The following is an 18,591-nucleotide window of genomic DNA, read 5'->3' as shown; positions in this document are numbered from 1 at the left end:
TCGCTGTAGGGGCCCCGCCCAAGCGAATCCACCCACCCGGGCACCAGCGACAAACGACCGGCAACCAGCAGCCACGACCCAACTCCGACCACAGCACACCGGACCCGACGAGCAAGCATCGAACCCCGCAGCACCCACCTCGCGCACACGAGCCTCGCGCGCGACACGGCCCACCCGTCCCAAGGGGGAGCCCCCAAGTCCATTTTACCAGCTCAGGAGCTCCGAAGCCGCGAAGTGGATCTTCCTGTGGACAACTCCGGGGAGGTGTCCACAAGGCGTCACTCGGGCTTGCGGGCTTCCAGTTCGGCTGCTTCCTCCAGGGTGGGGGCGGTGCCGCCCAGGTGGGCCGGGAGCCACCACGCGCCCGGTTCCTGGTCCGGGTAGTCCTTCTGCACCCGTTCGACCAGGGCCGTCATCTTGACCCGGAGGTCGGCCGTGACCGCGTCCAGGTCGGCGTCCGGGGCGACCTGGATGGGGGCGCCGGTGAGGATGGAGATGGGCACGTGGCGCTGGCCCATGTCGCGGGGGCGGCCCTTGGTCCAGAGGCGCTGGGTGCCCCACAGCGCCATCGGGATCAGCGGGACGCCCGCCTCGGCGGCCAGGCGGGCGGAGCCGGACTTGAGTTCCTTGACGGTGAACGACCGGCTGATCGTGGCCTCGGGGAACACCCCGACGACCTCGCCCGCCTTCAGCTTGGCCAGGGCCTCCTGGTAGGAGGCCTGGCCCGCGGAGCGGTCGACCGAGATGTGGTGCATCCCACGCATCAGCGGTCCGGCGACGGCGTTGCGGAAGATGGCCTCCTTGGCCATGAAGCGGACCAGGCGCTTGGCCGGTTGGGCTCCGAAACCGCAGAAGATGAAGTCCAGGTAGCTGACGTGGTTGCAGGCGATCACCGCGCCGCCCGTGGCCGGGATGTGCTCGGTGCCCTGGACGTCGATGCGGTAGTCCATCACCCGGAAGAGGGTTTTCGCGGCCAGGATGACCGGGGGGTAGACGAACTCGGCCACTAGCCGCTCACGGACCTGGAGGCCTGTTCGCGGATGGCGATGGGGGCGCCCGCGAGGTCTTCCTCGTTGCACAGCAGCTTCACGTCGTAGTACGGCTTGCCTTCGCCGTCGTCGTAGTCCAGGTGGATGGCGATGACGTCCACCGGTTCGCCGAGCCACTGCTGCGTTCGTCGCAACCAGTCCGCCGCGCGCTCCATGGCGCTGGGGAGGTCGTCATCCCGGAACTCGACGGGGCGGTAGGGCACGCCCTGGACCTGGTCTCCCGCGTGGGCCGGACGGGGCAGGTCGACGGAGACTCCCGCGTCGTCGAGGTCGAGTTCGATGGACTTGGCATTCTCACTGGCGAGCTCGCTCACCGTGAAAGCGTCTCCCAGTGGCGGGAACGCCGCAACCCCCGACCTTCGTGGGACCTCACACGTGCGGTCCCCCGGTGGAGTGTGGTTGACTGTCAGCGGTCGTAACTTTTCTTGAGTACGTGTTAGATCACGCTCGCAAGAGATCGTTGCGGGCGCGCGGTTTTCCTCCAGGTCAAGCCGGAGAAGTCGCCGTCTGAAACCGACCAAGGACTTGGGCACCCGCCCAAGTCCCAGCGGTACCTGTTGAGGAGATAGACGTGGCACAGGGCACAGTCAAGTGGTTCAACTCCGAGAAGGGCTTCGGCTTCATCCAGCCCGACGGCGGCGGCGCGGATGTCTTCGTGCACTACTCGGAGATCCAGGGCAACGGCTTCAAGAGCCTGGACGAGAACCAGCGCGTGGAGTTCGAGATCGGCCAGGGCCAGAAGGGCCCGCAGGCCACCGGCGTCCGCGGCCTCTGATCTGACAGGTCTCACGACCTCGTAGATCATTCGCGAAAGGGCCCGCTCCCCTCGGGGGGCGGGCCCTTTCCGCGTCCCCAGCGCGCCCGTACAGCGCCGGAAGCCCCCTGGAACGGGTTGAGCCGCCCGGAGGGACTCCGGACGGCTCAGCGGCGGCCTGTGGGCGCCAGGGGTGTTCGAGTTCAGGAGGCGCTGGAAGCCGCACCAGCCCCACCAGGCCGGGAACGATGCCGGGCGGGTGGCGGGGGAGGAATCGTCACAGCACGGAGCGGGGGAACTCCGGCTGGGGGTTGAAGCGGATGCCCTCGACGACCTTCTTGAACAGCCGCACGCGCAGCGGCCACGCCACGCGGCCACCGCGCAGGCCCTGGAACAACCGCAGCACGAACTTGCCGAACGCCACCGGGTTCTCCCGGTGCAGCCGGTAGGACGCCTCGTTGCGGGCGCCGTACTCGAACTTCCAGATGTTGGCCGCGGTGACGTCGCCGAAGTTCACGCCCCGGTTGACGCCCATGTCGTGCACGGCGACGCTGGTGAGGACCTGCACGCCGGGGGCGTCCTTGGTGATGCGCAGCGTGTACTCCTGGTCGTCGAACCAGATGAAGTACTCGCGCAGCGGCAGGCCGTGCTTGGTGAGGACCCAGCGCGGGAACAGCACCGAGACGAACGAGCAGTGCGTGACCATGACCGTCTGCTGGCCCTTGGAGATGAGCCTGCCCCAGTCCCAGGTGGTGCCCGGGTTGTTCATCTCGCAGATGCTGCCGTCGATGAACTTGACCAGCGAGCAGGCGTACGGGACCTGGGTGCCCAGGGTGGACTCGGCCTTGGCGTGGCCGTTGACCAGCTCCTCCAGCGCGTGCTCGTCCGGGTAGCAGTCGTCGTCCATGATCCAGACGAAGTCGGCGCCCAGTTCGTAGCCGCGGGCCATGCCGGTGGCGAAGCCGCCCGCGCCGCCGGTGTTCTCGTCCAGGGAGACCACCACCACGCGGTCGTCGCGCGCGGCGTAGTCGGCCACGACCTCGGCGGTGCCGTCGGTGGAGGCGTTGTCCACCACGACCACCCACTGCGGCCGCGCGGACTGGCCGAGCACGTGGTCGAGGACCTTCGGCAGCTTCGCCTTGCGGTTGTAGGTGACGATCACGGCGGCGACGGCGGTGTTCACGAATTCCATCCTCGGTACAGGTCGCGGACCCAGGACCGGGCGTCGGGCAGGGCGGCGAACGCGGCGGACTTGGTCCGCTGCTCGACCAGCCAGCGCTCCCGCTGCTCGGGCGAGTCCATCATGGTGCCGATCCGGGCGGCGGCCGTGCGAATGAACGGGTAGGGGTGGCGCGGGCAGAGCAGGCCGTCGGCGATGAGCGAGGCCTGCGAGCCGACGTCGGTGGAGACCACCGGGATGCCCGCCGCGGACGCCTCGAACGAGGTCAGCGTCAACCCCTCGTTGTCGGAGGAGATGACCAGCACGTCGGCCTCGGCCAGGGTGTCGGAGACGTTGCGGTCCGGACCGCGCAGCTCCAGCGCCTCGGACAGGCCCAGGCGCCCGCGCAGGCCGTGCACCTCGCCGGACAGCTCGCCGTCGCCGTGCATGATGAAGCGGACGGGCCCGGGGGCGGAGTCCTTCAGCTCGGCGGCGAGCTTGAGGAACAGGTACGGGCGCTTCTGCTGGGTGAACCGGCCGACGAAGGCCACGGTGAACGGCTTGTCCGCGGCCACGGCCTTGGCGGGCTGGTCGGCCGCGGCGGTCAGGTTCGCCAGCGTGGCCAGGGCCACCTTCTCGGCCGGGATGTTCTGCTTGCCGATGAGGTAGTCCCGAAGCTGCGGGGAGATGACGTGGTGGCGGTCGATGACGTTGGACACCCGGACCGAGATGTCGACGAAGCCGCCGGTGCGCCACTCCAGGATGTGCAGCGAGTCCACCACCGGGATGTCCGGGCGGATGGCCTTGAGCCAGGGCAGCCGCTCGTAGAGCCAGGTGCAGTGGTGCACGTGCACGCCGCGCACGTCGTAGTTGGCCATGATGCCGTTGAGCAGCATGGACTCGTGGTCCGGCGTCAGCGGGAGGGTCAGCGGGACCACCACGGCGCCGTCGAACTCCGGCCGGGTGATCCACGGGTGGCCCGAGGGGCGGTCGGTGATGATGACCGGGGTCAGGCCCGCGTCCTTGGCAAGCTGCACCGTCTCCACCGCCCAGCGCTCGGCACCGCCGAGTTCGAGCCAGTGGATGCCGAACAGCACCGCCGGGGTGCGGCCCTGGTCGGTGGCGGTGGCGCCGCGGGCGATCCGCACCCCGGCCTTGCGCGGCACGTCGCGCGCGCGGTACCGCTTCTCGACCAGGTCGGTGCGGTACTGGCGCAGCGCGTCGAACTGGACCGGGACGGTGAACCGCACGGCCCGGCGCAGCGCGCCCGCGAGGCCGGGGAGCTGGTGGTAGGCCGAGGCGGTCTGCTCCGAGCCGCCCACGTCGACGACCAGGTCGACCAGGCCGTCGGCGTCGACGGCGGCGACCGTGGTGTGCACCAGGCTGCGGAAGACGACCGAGCCGACGACCTCGCGGTCGTCCTCCCACTCGATCGCCCCGGTCTCGCGGTCGGTCAGCGACGGCAGGCTGCCCTGCGGTCCGCGCAGCACCGTGAACCGGATGGTCTGGCCCGGCCTGGTCAGCGCGTGGAAGTTCGCCGCGCCGACCACGAGGGCCCGCTCGCGCTCGTCGAGCAGGCTCTCACCGCCATTGAGCCCGACGCCGCTCTCGTCGAGGACGTCGAACGTCTGGCTATGCGTGTGGATCTCAGGCTTTTCGGTCACGTCTCTCGAGGGGTCGGTCGGGCGCTCAACTCGGGAGCCTGGGCACGGTGATGCTACCCGCGAGCTTTCACCCACCCGGGGGTGGCGTGACTGTCGATCACCCGGGGGTGGTCCCGCCGGGCAGCACCACGCGGTAGATCCGCGCGCCCGCGTTCGAGAAGACCAGTTCCAGCGACCGGACCGAGGCCAGGTCGTCCATCCCGGGAGCGCGCTTGCTGGTCGGGGTGGCGAAGCCCTCGCCGATGTAGACGTGGGTGATGCGCTGGCGCCGGACGATGTCCTGGATGCGCTCGTCGGTGTCCAGCTCGTCGAAGTGGTCGAACAGCGCGGCCCGGTCCGGGCCGATGACCTTGAAGTCGGCCGCGGGGTCGAGCGCGTGGCCGAACACCGGTCGGACGCCGTCGAGGGCCCACATCCACGGCGAGCCGTCCAGCGGGTCGTTCATCACCAGGTCGCCCGGTGGGACCTCGGCCCGCAGCTCGTCCATGGCGGCGCGCTCCAGCTCGCTGACCGTGGGCCCGTTGCTGTAGGCGGCGTTGATGACCTTGCGGTTGAGGTCGCGGTAGAACCCCTGGGTGAGCACGACCAGCAGCAGCAGGACGACGGCCAGGGCGCCGACGCGCGCGCCGCGCGCGTCGCCTAGCCCGGCGCGGAAGTCCGAGAGCCCGCGCAGGGCGGTGTCGCGGATGACGACCAGCCCGGAGCCGATCAGGACGATCTGGGCGAGCGCGACGAGCCCGGCGAAGCGCCACACGTCGTTCCACCACGGGTCGGTCAGCAGCCGGACGAGGAAGCCCTTGTAGCTGGCCGCGACCACGAACAGCAGGGTGAAGAACGCGCCGCCGAACAGGATCCAGCGCAGCCCGACCAGCTTCTTGATCGAGAACAGGCCGACCAGCATCGGCAGCACCAGCCACCACTGCGGGTAGGGCACGTCGAAGTTCAGGAAGAACACACCGCCGAGGGCGGGCCCGGGGGCGGCGACGGTCGGCCAGGACACCGTGGCGTTGCCCGCCGACCGGGCGGCGGCGATCAACTGCGGCAGCACGTAGACCGCGGCGACGGCGCCGGTGATGGCCAGCGCGCCGAGTTCGCGCAGCGGCACCTTGCGCGCCGCGACCCAGCGGACCAGCAGGAAGCCGATGCCGTAGACGGCGGCGGCGATGGCGGCGCTCGGGTGCAGGGCGGCCAGCCCGACGGTGCCGAGCGCGGTCAGCACCAGCACGCTCAGCGCGCGGCTGCGGACGGCGACGGTGAACAGCGCCAGGAACGACGGGATGACCGTGATGCCCGCGGCGAACGGCCACAGCGGGCCGAAGAACTGGAGCCCGGCGGGGAAGGAGGACACCGCGCAGGAGACCAGCGCCGTCGTCGTGGCCAGCGCGGGCCGCCCGCTGGTCACCCGCACCAGGGCGGCCATCCCGAGCGACAGGGTGGCCGCGAAGGCGCCGCCGCCGATGTTCAGCGTGTCCGGGATGGGCTGGCCGGTGATCTGGACCACGGTGGCCTGGAGCACGTGGTAGGCGTTCGGGTAGTAGAAGTCCGGGTTGTCCGGGGCGTTGATGACCCGCAGCGCGCCCGGTGCCGACTGCCCGGAGTCGGCGATGAAGCGGGTGGCGTTGACGTGGAACATCGCGTCCCAGAACTGGTGGATCCCGGTGAACGCGCCGGTGGCCCGGTAGGTGACCAGCAGGCCGACGCCCGCGGCGACGGCCACCGCCGCGGCCACGGCGACGTGGTGCTGCCAGCGCCACACCGAGGGCATCTCGACCGGTTCCTGGAACCGGCCGTACCAGCGGTGGGCGGCCCAGCGGACGGCCAGGAGCAGGGCCGCCGCGATCACCGTGCCCAGCAGCAGCCCCCACACCGACCAGCGCGGCAGCAGGCCGGGGAAGTAGGGCGAGAAGACGCCGATGACGCCGTAGGTGGCCACCGGGGCGGCACCGAACAGCACCCACCCGCGCAAGCCCGCCGCCAGGCCCACGAGCAGACCCGGGAGGAGCAGGAGCGCCCCCAGGACGCCGATCGAGAGCAGGTGCGTTCCGGTCATCGTTGTCATCCTCCAGAGCCCCGCGCCGCACGCGGTCCGGGGTCGCTCCCGGTTGGTGGCGGGCGGGCTCAGGCTAGTTCGCGCGTGGGCCGCCGGTGCCCGTGGGGCACGGGTCCGGCTCGCCCGGGGGCCGCGCCCTGGCGCACGATAGTGGATCACCGGGACGAGCCAGGCCCGGGACTCGGTGGTCCCGGGCCTGACCCGTGCGCTCAGCCCGGTCGCCCGGGCGGGGTGATCAGTTGCTCGCGGAGACGATCGGGCCGAAGACGCCCGCGAAGTCCCAGAGCATGTGGGAGTAGCCGTAGCGGTTGGACACGGCGATGGTGGTGTCGCTGTCGAACGCCGTGATGGTCAGGTTCGCCGCCGTCTCACCCGGTGCCAGGTTCAGGTTCGACGCGAACGGGATGCCCCGGTTCAGCGGGTACGCGGTCAGGTAGGTCCCCGTGGACGGCTCGGTGCCGGTCAGGTTGAACACCATCGCGGTGAAGCCGCCGAAGACCTCGCTCAGGTCGTAGTACACGTACTCGTCGGGGCCGACGATCCCCAGGCCGGGGTCCGTGCGGCTGTCGACCATCCGGAACGGGTCGCCCGGGTAGAACTCCGCACCGGACTGCGTGTCGTAGTACCCGGCCAGGTCGGCGACCAGGTGCACGGAACCGTTGTGGTTGTACAGGTTGACGTTGCCGTCCTTGCCGATCGGCACCGTCACCAGGTTCGGCGCCACCTGGCCCGGGAGCAGGTTGAGGTTGGACACCTCCGGCTTCGCGCCGCCGCCGGGGTAGGCGGTGACGTAGGTGCCGATCGTCGGGGTGACACCGGTCAGGTTGAGCACCACCGCGTCGGCGGTGGCGGGGACGAAGTCGCGCACGCGCAGCGCGCGGGTGTCGCGCTGGCCGATCGGACCGCCGTTGTTGCGGGTGTCGAGGATGCGCAGCGGGGTCTTGGCGTTGTACAGCGACCCGGAGCCGTACTGGTAGTACCCGGCCAGGTCGGCGATGATGTGGGTGTCACCGAGGAAGTTGAAGAGGTTGACCGCGCCCGCCGAACCCAGCAGCACCGTCACGGCGTTGGACCGGGCCGAGTTCGGGACCAGGTTCACGTTCGACGCGTCCGGCTTGTCGAAGCCCGCCGGGTAGGCCGTGATGTAGGTGCCGGAGTTGCCCGTCACGCCGGTCACGTTCAGCACCACGGAGACCGCGTCGGCGGGGACCGCGTTGCTCAGGTTGAGCGTGACCGTGCCGCCGGGACCGACCGGCACGTGGCCGGGGACGCCGATGGCCTCCCGGGTGTCGAGCACCCGGACCGGGTTGATCGGGGTGAAGGCCGCGCCGTCACCGGCGGCGGCCCGCGCGGCCACGTCGGCCATCTCGGGCGCCTCGGCGGGGTCCGCGTCGGCGGACCGCCCCTGCGCCGTCGGCGGAGTCGGGTCGGCGGAACTGCGCGGTCCCGCGGCTGCCGTGCCGGGCGCGACGAGGGCCACCAGTGCCACCGAGGCGGTGGCCGCCGTCAGGGCGCGGCGGACCGCTGTTGTTGTGATTCGCAAGAAGTACCCCAGTTGTTCACTCGATGAAGACGCGGTGCGGCAGGCTCGTACCTGCTGCGGTCTTCGTATCGAGTGGAGGGGGTCCGGCGCTACGCCTTTTGAGTGAGATTTTCCGCGGCGGGTCGCGGGGGCGGCTCGGCGCCGCCACCCGCGGGGGTCGTCCGGGTCAGTGCGGCGTGGTCGCCACGAGCACGAACTCGTTGTACGGGAACACCTTGCCCGCCGCGCGCGGCAGCGGGAAGGAGATGCGGCGGTCGACGGTGAGGCCGAGCTGCGTCGCGACGTCGGCGAGGCCGTCGAAGTCGGTGAACGCCACGTGCGTGCTGTCGGTGGTGTACCCCTTCTCCTGCGGGCAGATCAGCACGACCTTCGCGCCGGGGGCGAGGTAGGGCAGGTAGCCGCGCAGCACCTCCACCGCCTGCTCCCTGGGCATGTGCTCGACCAGGTGCGCGGCCAGCATGCCGCCGTAGCGGCCCTCGGTCGCGTACTCGGTGTCGAAGAACTCGGCGGTGGTGAACGCGGTCAGGCCGCGGTCGCGGCACACCTGCACCGAGTGCTCGTTGTGGTCGACGCCGACGCCGTGCGGCGCGAGGTGCCCGAGGTTGCGGCCGATGCCGCAGCCGACGTCGAGCACCTCCCGTTCGCCGAACAGGCGCCGCACGTTCCAGCGGTAGGGGGCCTGGACGTCCAGGACCTGCTTCCAGCGGGGACCTTCGAGCCGCGCCAGGCGATCGGTGTACTCCTGGCCGTCAGTCGATTCCGGGGATGCCACCTGCGGAACGGTAGCCGATGCTGAGAAGGGGGTCACACCGCCCCTCGGATCGTTCAGGGGCGGCGACCGGACCCGAAGACGTGCCTGGTGAGCGGGCCGACGCCGGCCCGCTGGCGCAGGGCCTGCGGCAGCATCGTCAGGGCGAAGATCCGCGACGACACGTGCCTGCGGGCCACCCCGGCCGCCCTCGGCCAGCCGTGCTCGGCCATGCGGTCGGCGGTGTCGGTGAAGAACTGGCCCGCCTCGGTGAACCGGGAGCCGTCGGCGGCCGACCACGACGACTCGCTGCTCGCGTGCCTGCGGTAGCAGAAGGCGGTGGTCTCGTCCACGACCAGGCTCTCGCCGCGGCGCACCAGCTCCACCAGCAGCGCCAGGTCCTGGATGACCTTGAGGTGCTCGGGGAAGCCGACCGCCTGGATGGCCTCGGTCTTCCAGCACAGCGACGGGAAGTACAGCCAGTCACCGCGCAGCAGGCTCACCGCGAGGTCCTCACCGCTGAGCAGGAGGCGCCCGCGGACCTTGGGCGCGTAGACCCGGCGCTTGGCCTCGTCGACCAGGGTGCGGATCTCCGCCCCCGAGCCGTCGATGACCCGCACGCCGGGCTGGATGATGCCCGCGCCCGGGTGCTCGGCATGCACGGCGCGGACCAGGCCGACGTAGTTGGGCAGCAGCAGGTCGTCGCAGCCCAGGATGACCACGCGCTCGTGCTCGGCCAGGGCCAGGCACTTGTTGAAGTTGCCGGTGACGCCCAGGTTGACCTCGTTGCGCTGGTAGCGCACCCGGTCGTCGCCGAGGCCCGCGAACCACTCCGGCACGCCGTCGGCGGTGCCGTCGTCGACGACGGTCAGCCGCCAGTGGGGGTCGTCCTGGGCCAGCACGCTGCGCACGGCGGCCTGCATGAGCGCCACGTCGCCGTAGTACGGCATCACGATGTCGATCGTCGGACTGTCGATCGTCGGGCTGTCCGGCCCGGTCACGGTTCGATCCGGTCCTGCCGCTGCTGCTCGACGTCGAGCCGCAGGATGGCCAGGTCCTCGGCGAGCTTGCGCGTCTCGTCCTCCAGCCGCGACAGCTCCCAGGACAGGTGCAGGCCGACGCCGGTCAGGAAGATCAGCCCGACGAAGAACAGCAGGTTGGTCGGGATGGCCACCCCGATCAGCGCCGCGATCGACGCCAGCGTGCCGGGGAAGACGGTGAAGACCAGCAGCAGCAGGCCGACCACCAGCCACAGCACGGCGTACTTCTCGCTGAGCTGGCGCCTGCGCAGCATCTCCACGATGCCCGCGAGCACCAGCACGCTGCCGATCAGGCCGATCACGTAGGTGCTGCTCATCAGGCGACCCCGCCTTTCCTGGCCACCGGGGTCGGCAGCGGAACGGTGTTGACCGAGACGTCCCAGCGCCGGATCAGCGCCAGCAGCAGCGCGAAGAAGGCGCGGAACAGGTAGATCGCCGACTTGAACGGGCGGTGGCTGGGGTTGCCGCCGCGGCGCGGGCGCATGCGCACGGGGAGCTGGGTGACGGTGCAGCCGGAGCGCAGCGCGATCACCATCGATTCGATCGTGTCGCCGAGGTACTCCACCGGGTAGTGCTCGGCGAACAGCGGCAGCGCCCGGCCGCCGGTGACCTTGAAGCCGGAGGTGGCGTCGGTCAGCTTGGTCTTGGCCAGCCAGGACAGCACCTTCGCCAGCACGACCATCGCCCACCGGCGCGGACCGCGGACGCGGTACTCGTCGTCCTGGGCGAACCGGGCGCCGATGACGATGTCGGCCTCGGCCAGCCCGGTCAGGAGCTGCGGCACCTCGGCCGGGTTGTGCTGGCCGTCCGCGTCGACCTGGATGGCGGCGGTGAAGCCGTGGCGCACGGCGTAGCGGAAGCCCGCGCGCATGGCACCGCCGACGCCGAGGTTGTAGGGCAGTTCCAGGACCAGCGCGCCCGCGGCCCTGGCCTGCTCGACGGTGCGGTCGGTGGAGCCGTCGCTGACGACGAGCACGGGGATGGTGGGCACGGCGGAGCGGATCTCGCGCACGGTCTCGCCGACGGACTGCTCTTCGTTCCACGCGGGGACGACGATGAGTGCGCGGACGGAAGCCGGCACGACTGTCTCGGACACGCGTTGCAGGGTAATGGGACGCCCACCCAGCGCGGCGCGGACCCTCGGTCCGGTCCGGGAGCACCTCGGGTATGGCGGCTCAGCCGCCGACGGCCACCGCGGGCGGGGTGGCGCGGGTGGCGCCCCGGATCGCGCGGAACAGCCCGACGGACATGACCGCCACCACCGCGACCGAGGCGGCGAGCTGGGCGGCGATGGCCGCGCGCAGCGGGTCTCCTGGCAGGAACAGCAGCCCGACCAGCACGACCGTTCCCAGCACCCAGGCCGCGGTGACGTACCGGTGCGAGCCGAAGGCGACCAGGCCGGGTTGCAGGACCTGGGCGACCATCAGCGCGATCGTGCCGACGCCGAGCAGGCCGACGACCGCGCCCGCCAGGTCCACCTCGGCGCCGAAGAACAGCCGCGCCGCCAGCGGCCCCACGGTGAAGGAGAGGACCGCGGCGGGCACGCCGATGCCCGCGACCGCCAGCAGGACCAGCCGCAGCCGGGCCCACACGGTGGCGGTGTCGCCGGTGGTGGCGGCCCGGGTGATGCCGGGCAGCAGCATCGCCTGCACCGGCGCGAACAGGAACAGCGGCACCCGGACCAGCACGAACGCCGAGGCGAACGCCTGGGCGGTGGCCGGGTCGGACACCAGGCGCGAGGTGACGACGATGGGCGCCAGGTTCGCCACGAGCTGCATCAGCAACGTGCCGACGACCAGCAGCAGCAGCCCCCGCCCCATGCTGGCGAACGTGCTCGCCTCCGGGTCACCGCCCCGCCCGCCCTCACCGGGGAGGTGGACGTCGACGACGGTCCTGGCGCGCAGCCCGGGCAGGCCCGCCAGCGCGCCGAACCCCGAACCGGCGGCGAACGCGAGCGCGTAGAGCACCCCGTCGGGTCCGCTGACCGCGATCACCGCGCACGGCAGCAGCCGGGCGATCCCCTCGACGCCGAGGGTGGCCGCGTAGCCGTGGAACCGCTGCCTGCCGCCGAGCAGGCCGCGCACCAGGTAGACCCCGGCGGAGGTGACCACGCTGAGCACCACCGCCGCGAAGAGCCCCCACTGCCCGCCGAGGGCCCGCGCCGTCAGCACCGGGGAGATCGCCCCCAGCAGCGCGAGGACGGCCACGAGCATGATCAGGCCGTGCAGCAGCGCGTGCCGGACCACCGGCCGCAGCTCGCCGCCGACCGCGAGCCGGGCGCTGGTGGCCCGGCTGGTCTCCTGCTCCAGCGCCACGAACAGCCCGGGGCCGATGATGTTGACCAGCAGGTACAGGCTGGCCAGGGCCGCCGCGTCGGCGGCGGGCAGGGTGTGCCCGGTCAGCCCGATGAACCCGTACCCGGCGACGCCGACGACGCCAAGGCCCGCCGCCATCAGCACGGCCGGGCCGAAGAGGTTCTTGAGTCGCGCCACCGGGCAACCGTAGAGAACGCGGGCAGCACCTAAACTGCCCGGGTGCGAGATGTGCTGGTGGTCGGCGGCGGGGTCCTCGGGCTGGCGACGGCCAGGGAGCTGACCGCGCGTGGTCGTTCGGTGACCGTGCTGGAGAAGGAACCGCGCTGGGCCGCCCACCAGACCGGGCACAACTCCAACGTCGTGCACGCCGGGCTGTACTACGCGCCCGGTTCGGTGAAGGCCCGCATGTCGGTGGCGGGCAACAGGTCGATGGCCGAGTACGCCCGCGAGCACGGTGTGCCGTTCCAGCGGTGCGGCAAGCTCGTCGTGGCCACCGAGGAGTCCCAGCTACCCGCGCTGCGGGTGCTGGCGGAGCGGGCCGAGGCCAACGGCGTGCCGGTCCGGGTGATCTCGGCGGCGGAGGCCCGCGAGCACGAACCGGAGGTCGCCTGCGTGGCGGCGCTGCGGGTGGACAGCACGGGCATCATCGACTTCCCGGCCGTCTGCGCCGCCATGGTCGGCGAGCTGGAGCGGGCGGGTGCGGACCTGCGCCTGTCCACCCCGGTACTGGGCATCCGCGCGGGCTCGACGGGCGGGGTCGAGGTGGCCACGGGGGCGGAGGTGCTGCGCGCGTCCGCGCTGGTGAACTGCGCGGGCCTGCACAGCGACCGGATCGCCCGGATGGCGGGGGTGAAGCCGCGGGCGAGGATCGTCCCGTTCCGCGGGGAGTACTACGAGCTGAAGCCGTCCCGCGCGTCGCTGGTGCGGGGGCTCGTCTACCCGGTGCCGGACGCGACGCTGCCGTTCCTGGGCGTGCACCTGACGCGGATGCTCGACGGCAGCGTGCACGCCGGGCCCAACGCGGTGCTGGCGTTGAAGCGCGAGGGCTACCGGTGGCGGGACGTGTCGGCCGCGGACGTCGCGGAGACGGTCCGCTTCCCCGGCACCTGGGCCCTGGCCCGCAGGTACGCGTACCCGACCGGTGTGGACGAGGTGCTGCGCTCGCTGTCGCGCCGCCGCTTCGCCGCTTCCCTGGCGAAGCTGGTGCCCGCGGTCGGGGCGGACGACATCGTGCCGTCGGGGGCGGGGGTGCGGGCGCAGGCGCTGCTGCCGGACGGGACCCTGCTCCAGGACTTCCTCATCGAGAAGGCCCCGAACCAGGTGCACGTCCTCAACGCCCCCTCCCCCGCGGCGACCTGCGCCCTGGAGATCGGCAGGCACATCGCCGACCAGCTCTGACCGTCCCTCCCGGACCGGTGGCCCCGGGGACCACTGTCCGGAAAGGACCGGTGGTCCCCGGTTCGGCTACCTGGGCTGGAGGACGTCCAGGCCGAGGAACGGGCGCAGCGCCGCGGGGACGGTGACCGACCCGTCGGCGTTCTGGTGGTTCTCCAGGATGGCCACGATCCAGCGGGTGGTGGCCAGGGTGCCGTTGAGGGTGGCGGCGGTCTGCGGCTTGCCGTTCTCGTCCCGGTAGCGCACCGACAGGCGCCGGGCCTGGAAGGTGGTGCAGTTGGAGGTCGAGGTCAGCTCGCGGTAGGCCTGCTGCGTCGGCACCCACGCCTCGCAGTCGAACTTGCGGGCGGCGCTGGTGCCCAGGTCGCCGGTGGCGGTGTCGATGACCCGGTAGGGGACCTCGATCTTCGCCAGCATCTCCTTCTCCCAGGCCAGCAGCCGCTGGTGCTCGGCGTCGGCGTCCTCGGGGCGGCAGTAGGAGAACATCTCGATCTTGTCGAACTGGTGCACCCGGATGATGCCGCGGGTGTCCTTGCCGTAGGAGCCCGCCTCGCGGCGGAAGCAGGTCGACCACCCGGCGTACCGCTTGGGGCCGCCCGCCAGGTCGATGATCTCGTCGGCGTGGTAGCCGGCCAGGGCCACCTCGGAGGTGCCGACCAGGAAGAGGTCGTCCTCCTTGAGGCGGTAGATCTCGTCCTCGTGCGCGCCGAGGAAGCCGGTGCCCGCCATGATCTCCGGCCGCACCAGCACCGGCGGCACCATCAGCGTGAACCCGGCCGCGGTGGCCTGCGCGGCGGCCATGTTCAGCAGGGCGAGCTGCAACTGGGCGCCCACCCCGGTGAGGAAGTAGAACCGCGACCCGGACACCTTGGCGCCGCGCTCCATGTCGAGCGCGCCGAGCTTGAGGCCCAGGTCCAGGTGGTCGAGCGGCTCGAAGTCGAACTCGCGCGGGGTGCCGACGTGCTCCAGGACGGCGTAGTCGTCCTCGCCGCCGACGGGTGCGGCCGGGTCCACCAGGTTCGGCAGCGCCCGGTGCGCGGCGTCGAAGGCCCTGGCCGCCTCGCCCTGCTCGGCCTCGGCGGCCTTGACCTCGGCGGACATCTCCTTGCCCTTGGCCAGCAGCGCCTCGCGCTCCTCGCCCCTGGCCTTGCCCACCTGCTTGCCGAAGAGCTTCTGCTCCGCCCGCAGGTTGTCCGCGCGGGAGATCGCGGACCGCCGCCGCTCGTCGACGGCCAGCAGCGCGTCGATCGCCGCCGGGTCCTCCCCGCGCGCCCGCTGCGAGGCGCGCGCGATCTCCGGGTCTTCGCGCAGAACCTTGAGGTCAATCACGCCGACGAGCCTAGCCCGCCGCACCGGTGGACTTCGACCGGATAGCACGGGGGGCCGGGAGCGAGTCGCTCCCGGCCCCCCGACGGCAGCGGATCAGGTGTTGGCGCTGATCAGGGCACCGAAGTCGGAGATGGCCACCGCGACGATCATGCCCAGGGCCAGGTGCACCGCCGCGACGACGACGCTGGCGGGCGCGAACCTGGTCTCCTCGATGGTGGCGCCGACGTCGAGCTTGGTCACCCACTCCAGGGTCCGGACCGCCAGGACCTGGGCGACGATGCCGACCAGGCCGTAGACCACCGAGGTGATCAGTCCCGCGGTCAGGTCGCTGGAGGAGAACAGGATGGCGACCACGATGATGAACGCCATCGACAGCATTCCGGACGCGGTGACGATGACGGCGTTCGGCTTGCCGTCGCGGACCAGGGCGGACAGCTTGCCCGGGGTGGTCCAGTCGATGGCGTAGAACCCGAGCAGCATGAGCACCAGGCCCACGATCGCGTAGAGGACGATCGCGCCGATGCCTCTGCCCAGGCTGGAGCCGAAACCGTCGGGCAGGGCGATGCTGGACACCGCGGCGAGGTGAATGGTCACACGTCCTCCATGAGCTTCCTACTGGTCATGCCGGTCATGCCTGGGGAATCCGGTGCGGGACGAATGCCGCGCCGTCGTCGGTGACCAGGCCCGCGGTCTCCCGGATGCCCAGGCCCGCCGCGTGGTCGCCGACGATCCAGGCACCGAGCGCGGGCCGGTACCCGTCGAAGTCCGGCAGCGGGTCGAAGGCCTGGTAGACGTACCCCTCCTGGCCGTAGACACCGCTGGTCTGGGTCTCGTAGCCGGGGGCCACGATCTGGATGTTGGCGCCCTCGCGGCCCAGCCGGGGCTTGCGCACGTACTCGGTGAGCAGTCCGGGCTGGTCGAGGAACGCCGGGAGCAGGTTCGGGTGCCCGGGGTACATCTCCCACAGCACCGCGAGGATCGCCTTGTTCGACAGCAGCATCTTCCACAGCGGCTCGACCCAGAGCGTCTTCGGCTGCGACTCCACGACCCGCTTGCCGAACTCCTCGTCGACGATCCACTCCCACGGGTACAGCTTCATCACCGTGTTCATCGGCGCCTCGCGCAGGTCGACGAACCGCAGCAGCACCGGGTCCCAGCCGATCTCCTCGATGGCCAGGCCGATGGTGTCCATGCCCGCCTCGGCGGCGGTCTCCTGCAGGTAGGCGGTGGTGATGTGGTCCTCACCGCTGGGGTCCGACTGCGACCAGGTGAAGTGCAGCTCGTTGGACGGCAGCTTGTCGGCCACCTCGGCCCAGCGCTCGACGAGCTTCTCGTGGATGGAGTTCCACTGGTCGTCGTCGGGGTAGACGTCGGTCTTCCAGTACCACTGCACGATCGCCGCCTCCAGCAGGGAGGTGGGGGTGTCGGCGTTGTACTCCAGCAGCCTGGCCGGGCCGGAGCCGTCGTAGCGCAGGTCGAAGCGGCCGTAGATGTGCGGGTCGGCGCGCTTCCAGGACTCGGCGATCTTCGGCCAGGTCCACTCCGGGATGCCGAAGTCGCGGTAGCGCTCGGTCAGCACGATGTTGTCGACGGCCTCCAGGCACATCGAGTGCAGCAGTTCCACGTCGGCCTCGATGGACAGGACCTCGTCCATGTCGAACACGTAGTGGACCGACTCGTCCCAGTACGGGCGCTGGCCGCCGCCGCCGTAGCGGGCGGGGCTGCCGAAGACCAGGCCCTGCGACTCGATCTTCTTGCGCCAGTCCGGGCGGGGGGTGGAGCGTTCTCTGCGCACCTCAGCTACCCGAGCTCTTCCCGCTGCCGCCGACCCCGAGGCCGCCGCGCTGCACCGACTTGCCGGAGGCGGTCTTCACCGACGTGTTGCCCGAGGGCGCGGTGTAGCTGCCGCCGCTGACCGGTTGGCCGACCCTGCCGGTGCCGCCGTAGTTGTACCGGTAGGAGCTGCCGCCGATGTAGATGAAGCCGCCGCTGGAGTACCCGCCGTGGCTGGAGGCGTAGCTGGAGTCGCAGTAGTCGTCGTCGACGACCACACCGTTGGAGTCGGTGCAGGTGGCGGTCACCTCGTCCGGGGTGGCCGCCGCGTAGATGACCGCGACCACGGCCACCACGCCGACGGTGACGCCCGCGCCGATGAGGACGCGCTTGCGCAGCTTGCGCTTGCGCTCGGCCTCCTCGTACTCGGCCAGTTCCGCCTCCCGCTCGCGCCGCTGGGCGTCGCGGCGGGCGCGCTGCTCGGCCAGCGTGGGCTCGCGCGGCGCCGTGGTCGAGGCGTCCTGGAAGTTGACGGAGCCCCGCTTTCGCTCGGGCGGGGGCCCCGCCTGCTGCCCGGGCTGGGCGGAACCGTCGTTGACCTGCGGGTTCGCCCGCTCCGGCGTGGAGCCCTGTGGCGTGCCCGAGTTGTCTGGCTTGTTGTTGTCAGTCATGAACCACTCCCGGCGCGAAGAGTACCGACCCGAGCCCGCTGACGTCGGATGATTGTCCCGATCGCAACCTGATTCGCCTTCTCCCGGGGTCGGTGACCGCGCCCGGGGGCCGGACACGGCATCATGGGTGTGATGCTTGCGAGCGGCGACTGGTTTCGGTCGGACGACAAAACGGCGAGGACTCGGCTGCTGATGGTCGGGGCCCTGGCCGGTTCGCTGCTGCTCCTGGTCCTGAGCATGCTGTTCTCCTGGCCGGTGGCGACCGGCGGCGGGGTGACCACCGCGGAGCGGGAGCGCGAGGCCGCGTTCGAGGCGCCGACCGGTAGCTGCCTGGACTGGACGCCCCCGGACGGGCAGGACATCAAGGTCGTCGACTGCGCCGGGCCGCACCTGTTCGAGGTGACCAGCACGGTCGACATCGCCGCCGACCACCCGGAGAACGCCCCGGTGCCGGACACGGCGACCTGGCAGGAGATCGCCGAGACCAAGTGCACCCCCGGCGCCACCACCTACCTGGGCGGCAAGCTGGACCCGTTCGGGAAGTACACGGTGAACGCGCTCAAGCCCAGTGACACCCAGTGGGCGGACGGTGACCGGAAGTTGCGCTGCGGTGTGCAGACCGTCGCCCCGTCCGGTGCGCTGACCCACAACGAGGGCACCGCCGCCCGCAGCGACCAGTCCGACGTGCACACCCCCGGCACCTGCCTGGCCCTGGTGGAGCAGAAGATCGGCGACCCGATCGACTGCAGCAAGGAGCACGCGTTCGAGATCGTCGGCAACGTCGACCTGACCGAGGCGTTCCCGGCCGACTACCCGACCGAGGACCAGCAGACCGAGAAGGCCGTCGAGCTGTGCAACCAGGTCAGCGCGGCCTACACCGGCGGCGCCGACCTGGCGGCGAAGAAGCTGACCCTCTACTCCGACACCCTCAAGCCCGAGAGCTGGGCGGCGGGCTCCCGCAAGGTCGACTGCAAGGTCGGCGCGAAGCTCCCCGGCGGCGGCGGGCTCGCCCCGATCACCAACAGCGTGCGCGGCGCGAACGTCCCGGCGCCCACCACCACCGCCCCCACCTCGACCACTGCGCCCCCCGCAGGCGGCTGA

At 71.4% G+C, this 18,591-nt stretch carries 18 protein-coding genes; 3 read left to right on the top strand and 15 right to left on the bottom strand.

The features are described from left to right. Window positions 1-278: 278 nt before the first annotated feature. Both L6E12_RS17965 and L6E12_RS17960 read right to left on the bottom strand, forming a co-directional pair. Window positions 279-1,007, bottom strand: a complete 729-nt coding sequence (locus tag L6E12_RS17965) for a 1-acyl-sn-glycerol-3-phosphate acyltransferase (protein WP_236229074.1) — start codon at window positions 1,005-1,007, stop codon at window positions 279-281. Further along, window positions 1,007-1,363 (bottom strand): hypothetical protein, encoded by a 357-nt coding sequence (locus L6E12_RS17960; protein WP_236229073.1) that lies wholly within the window; start codon window positions 1,361-1,363, stop codon window positions 1,007-1,009. The genes L6E12_RS17965 and L6E12_RS17960 overlap by 1 nt, the downstream gene beginning before the upstream one ends. Window positions 1,364-1,620: 257 nt before the next feature. On the opposite strand from L6E12_RS17960, the gene L6E12_RS17955 reads away from it, so the two are divergent. Beyond that, window positions 1,621-1,824: a cold-shock protein gene (locus tag L6E12_RS17955; protein WP_035282823.1), complete on the top strand. Its 204-nt coding sequence runs from the start codon at window positions 1,621-1,623 to the stop codon at window positions 1,822-1,824. A 256-nt stretch (window positions 1,825-2,080) separates the two neighbouring features. On the opposite strand, the gene L6E12_RS17950 is transcribed toward L6E12_RS17955, so the two are convergent. From L6E12_RS17950 to L6E12_RS17910, 9 genes are all read right to left on the bottom strand, one after another. Then, entirely contained in the window at window positions 2,081-2,986 is a 906-nt protein-coding gene (locus L6E12_RS17950; RefSeq protein ID WP_236229072.1) for a glycosyltransferase, read from the bottom strand. Continuing rightward, entirely contained in the window at window positions 2,983-4,626 is a 1,644-nt protein-coding gene (locus L6E12_RS17945; RefSeq protein ID WP_236229071.1) for a glycosyltransferase, read from the bottom strand. Before L6E12_RS17945 ends, L6E12_RS17950 begins: the two co-directional genes overlap by 4 nt. A gap of 97 nt (window positions 4,627-4,723) precedes the next feature. Then, on the bottom strand, window positions 4,724-6,676 hold the full coding sequence (locus tag L6E12_RS17940; RefSeq protein WP_236229070.1) for a DUF6541 family protein: 1,953 nt from the start codon (window positions 6,674-6,676) through the stop codon (window positions 4,724-4,726). A 235-nt stretch (window positions 6,677-6,911) separates the two neighbouring features. Further along, window positions 6,912-8,219, bottom strand: coding sequence for a hypothetical protein (locus L6E12_RS17935; RefSeq protein WP_236229069.1), 1,308 nt, complete (start codon window positions 8,217-8,219; stop codon window positions 6,912-6,914). Between the two features lie 166 nt (window positions 8,220-8,385). After that, window positions 8,386-8,991: a methyltransferase domain-containing protein gene (locus L6E12_RS17930; protein ID WP_236229068.1), complete on the bottom strand. Its 606-nt coding sequence runs from the start codon at window positions 8,989-8,991 to the stop codon at window positions 8,386-8,388. A gap of 53 nt (window positions 8,992-9,044) precedes the next feature. Continuing rightward, window positions 9,045-9,968, bottom strand: coding sequence for a glycosyltransferase (locus L6E12_RS17925; protein WP_236229067.1), 924 nt, complete (start codon window positions 9,966-9,968; stop codon window positions 9,045-9,047). Next, window positions 9,965-10,324 (bottom strand): DUF2304 domain-containing protein, encoded by a 360-nt coding sequence (locus L6E12_RS17920; protein WP_236229066.1) that lies wholly within the window; start codon window positions 10,322-10,324, stop codon window positions 9,965-9,967. The genes L6E12_RS17925 and L6E12_RS17920 overlap by 4 nt, the downstream gene beginning before the upstream one ends. Next, the gene (locus L6E12_RS17915; RefSeq protein WP_236229065.1) at window positions 10,324-11,103 is read right to left on the bottom strand and encodes a glycosyltransferase family 2 protein; all 780 of its coding nucleotides are present in this window, start codon (window positions 11,101-11,103) and stop codon (window positions 10,324-10,326) included. The genes L6E12_RS17920 and L6E12_RS17915 overlap by 1 nt, the downstream gene beginning before the upstream one ends. 79 nt (window positions 11,104-11,182) lie before the next feature. Continuing rightward, a complete protein-coding gene (locus L6E12_RS17910) occupies window positions 11,183-12,499 on the bottom strand; it encodes a lipopolysaccharide biosynthesis protein (RefSeq protein ID WP_236229064.1) in 1,317 nt (438 codons plus the stop codon). A gap of 42 nt (window positions 12,500-12,541) precedes the next feature. Between L6E12_RS17910 and lhgO the strand changes: the two genes are divergently transcribed. Next, window positions 12,542-13,720 carry an L-2-hydroxyglutarate oxidase gene (gene lhgO / locus L6E12_RS17905; RefSeq protein WP_236229063.1) on the top strand — a complete coding sequence of 393 codons (1,179 nt, stop codon included), beginning with the start codon at window positions 12,542-12,544 and terminating at the stop codon, window positions 13,718-13,720. Between the two features lie 66 nt (window positions 13,721-13,786). Here the strand turns inward: lhgO and serS are convergent, their stop codons facing one another. The 4 genes from serS to L6E12_RS17885 all read right to left on the bottom strand — a co-directional run bounded on the left by serS (window position 13,787) and on the right by L6E12_RS17885 (window position 17,490). After that, window positions 13,787-15,046: a serine--tRNA ligase gene (serS, locus tag L6E12_RS17900; protein WP_236229062.1), complete on the bottom strand. Its 1,260-nt coding sequence runs from the start codon at window positions 15,044-15,046 to the stop codon at window positions 13,787-13,789. 93 nt (window positions 15,047-15,139) lie between these two features. Beyond that, on the bottom strand, window positions 15,140-15,640 hold the full coding sequence (locus L6E12_RS17895) for a DUF350 domain-containing protein (protein WP_236229061.1): 501 nt from the start codon (window positions 15,638-15,640) through the stop codon (window positions 15,140-15,142). Window positions 15,641-15,674: 34 nt separating this feature from the next. Next, window positions 15,675-16,841: a glutathionylspermidine synthase family protein gene (locus tag L6E12_RS17890; RefSeq protein ID WP_236229060.1), complete on the bottom strand. Its 1,167-nt coding sequence runs from the start codon at window positions 16,839-16,841 to the stop codon at window positions 15,675-15,677. A gap of 1 nt (window position 16,842) precedes the next feature. Then, window positions 16,843-17,490, bottom strand: a complete 648-nt coding sequence (locus tag L6E12_RS17885; RefSeq protein WP_308074938.1) for a hypothetical protein — start codon at window positions 17,488-17,490, stop codon at window positions 16,843-16,845. A 192-nt stretch (window positions 17,491-17,682) separates the two neighbouring features. On the opposite strand from L6E12_RS17885, the gene L6E12_RS17880 reads away from it, so the two are divergent. After that, window positions 17,683-18,591 carry a septum formation family protein gene (locus tag L6E12_RS17880; RefSeq protein ID WP_236229059.1) on the top strand — a complete coding sequence of 303 codons (909 nt, stop codon included), beginning with the start codon at window positions 17,683-17,685 and terminating at the stop codon, window positions 18,589-18,591.

It is taken from the genome of Actinokineospora sp. PR83 (assembly GCF_021056305.1).
Classification (GTDB): Bacteria; Actinomycetota; Actinomycetes; order Mycobacteriales; family Pseudonocardiaceae; genus Actinokineospora; species Actinokineospora spheciospongiae.
The sequence above is the reverse complement of the archived record's forward strand: the minus strand, read 5'-3'. Positions and strand labels throughout refer to the sequence as shown.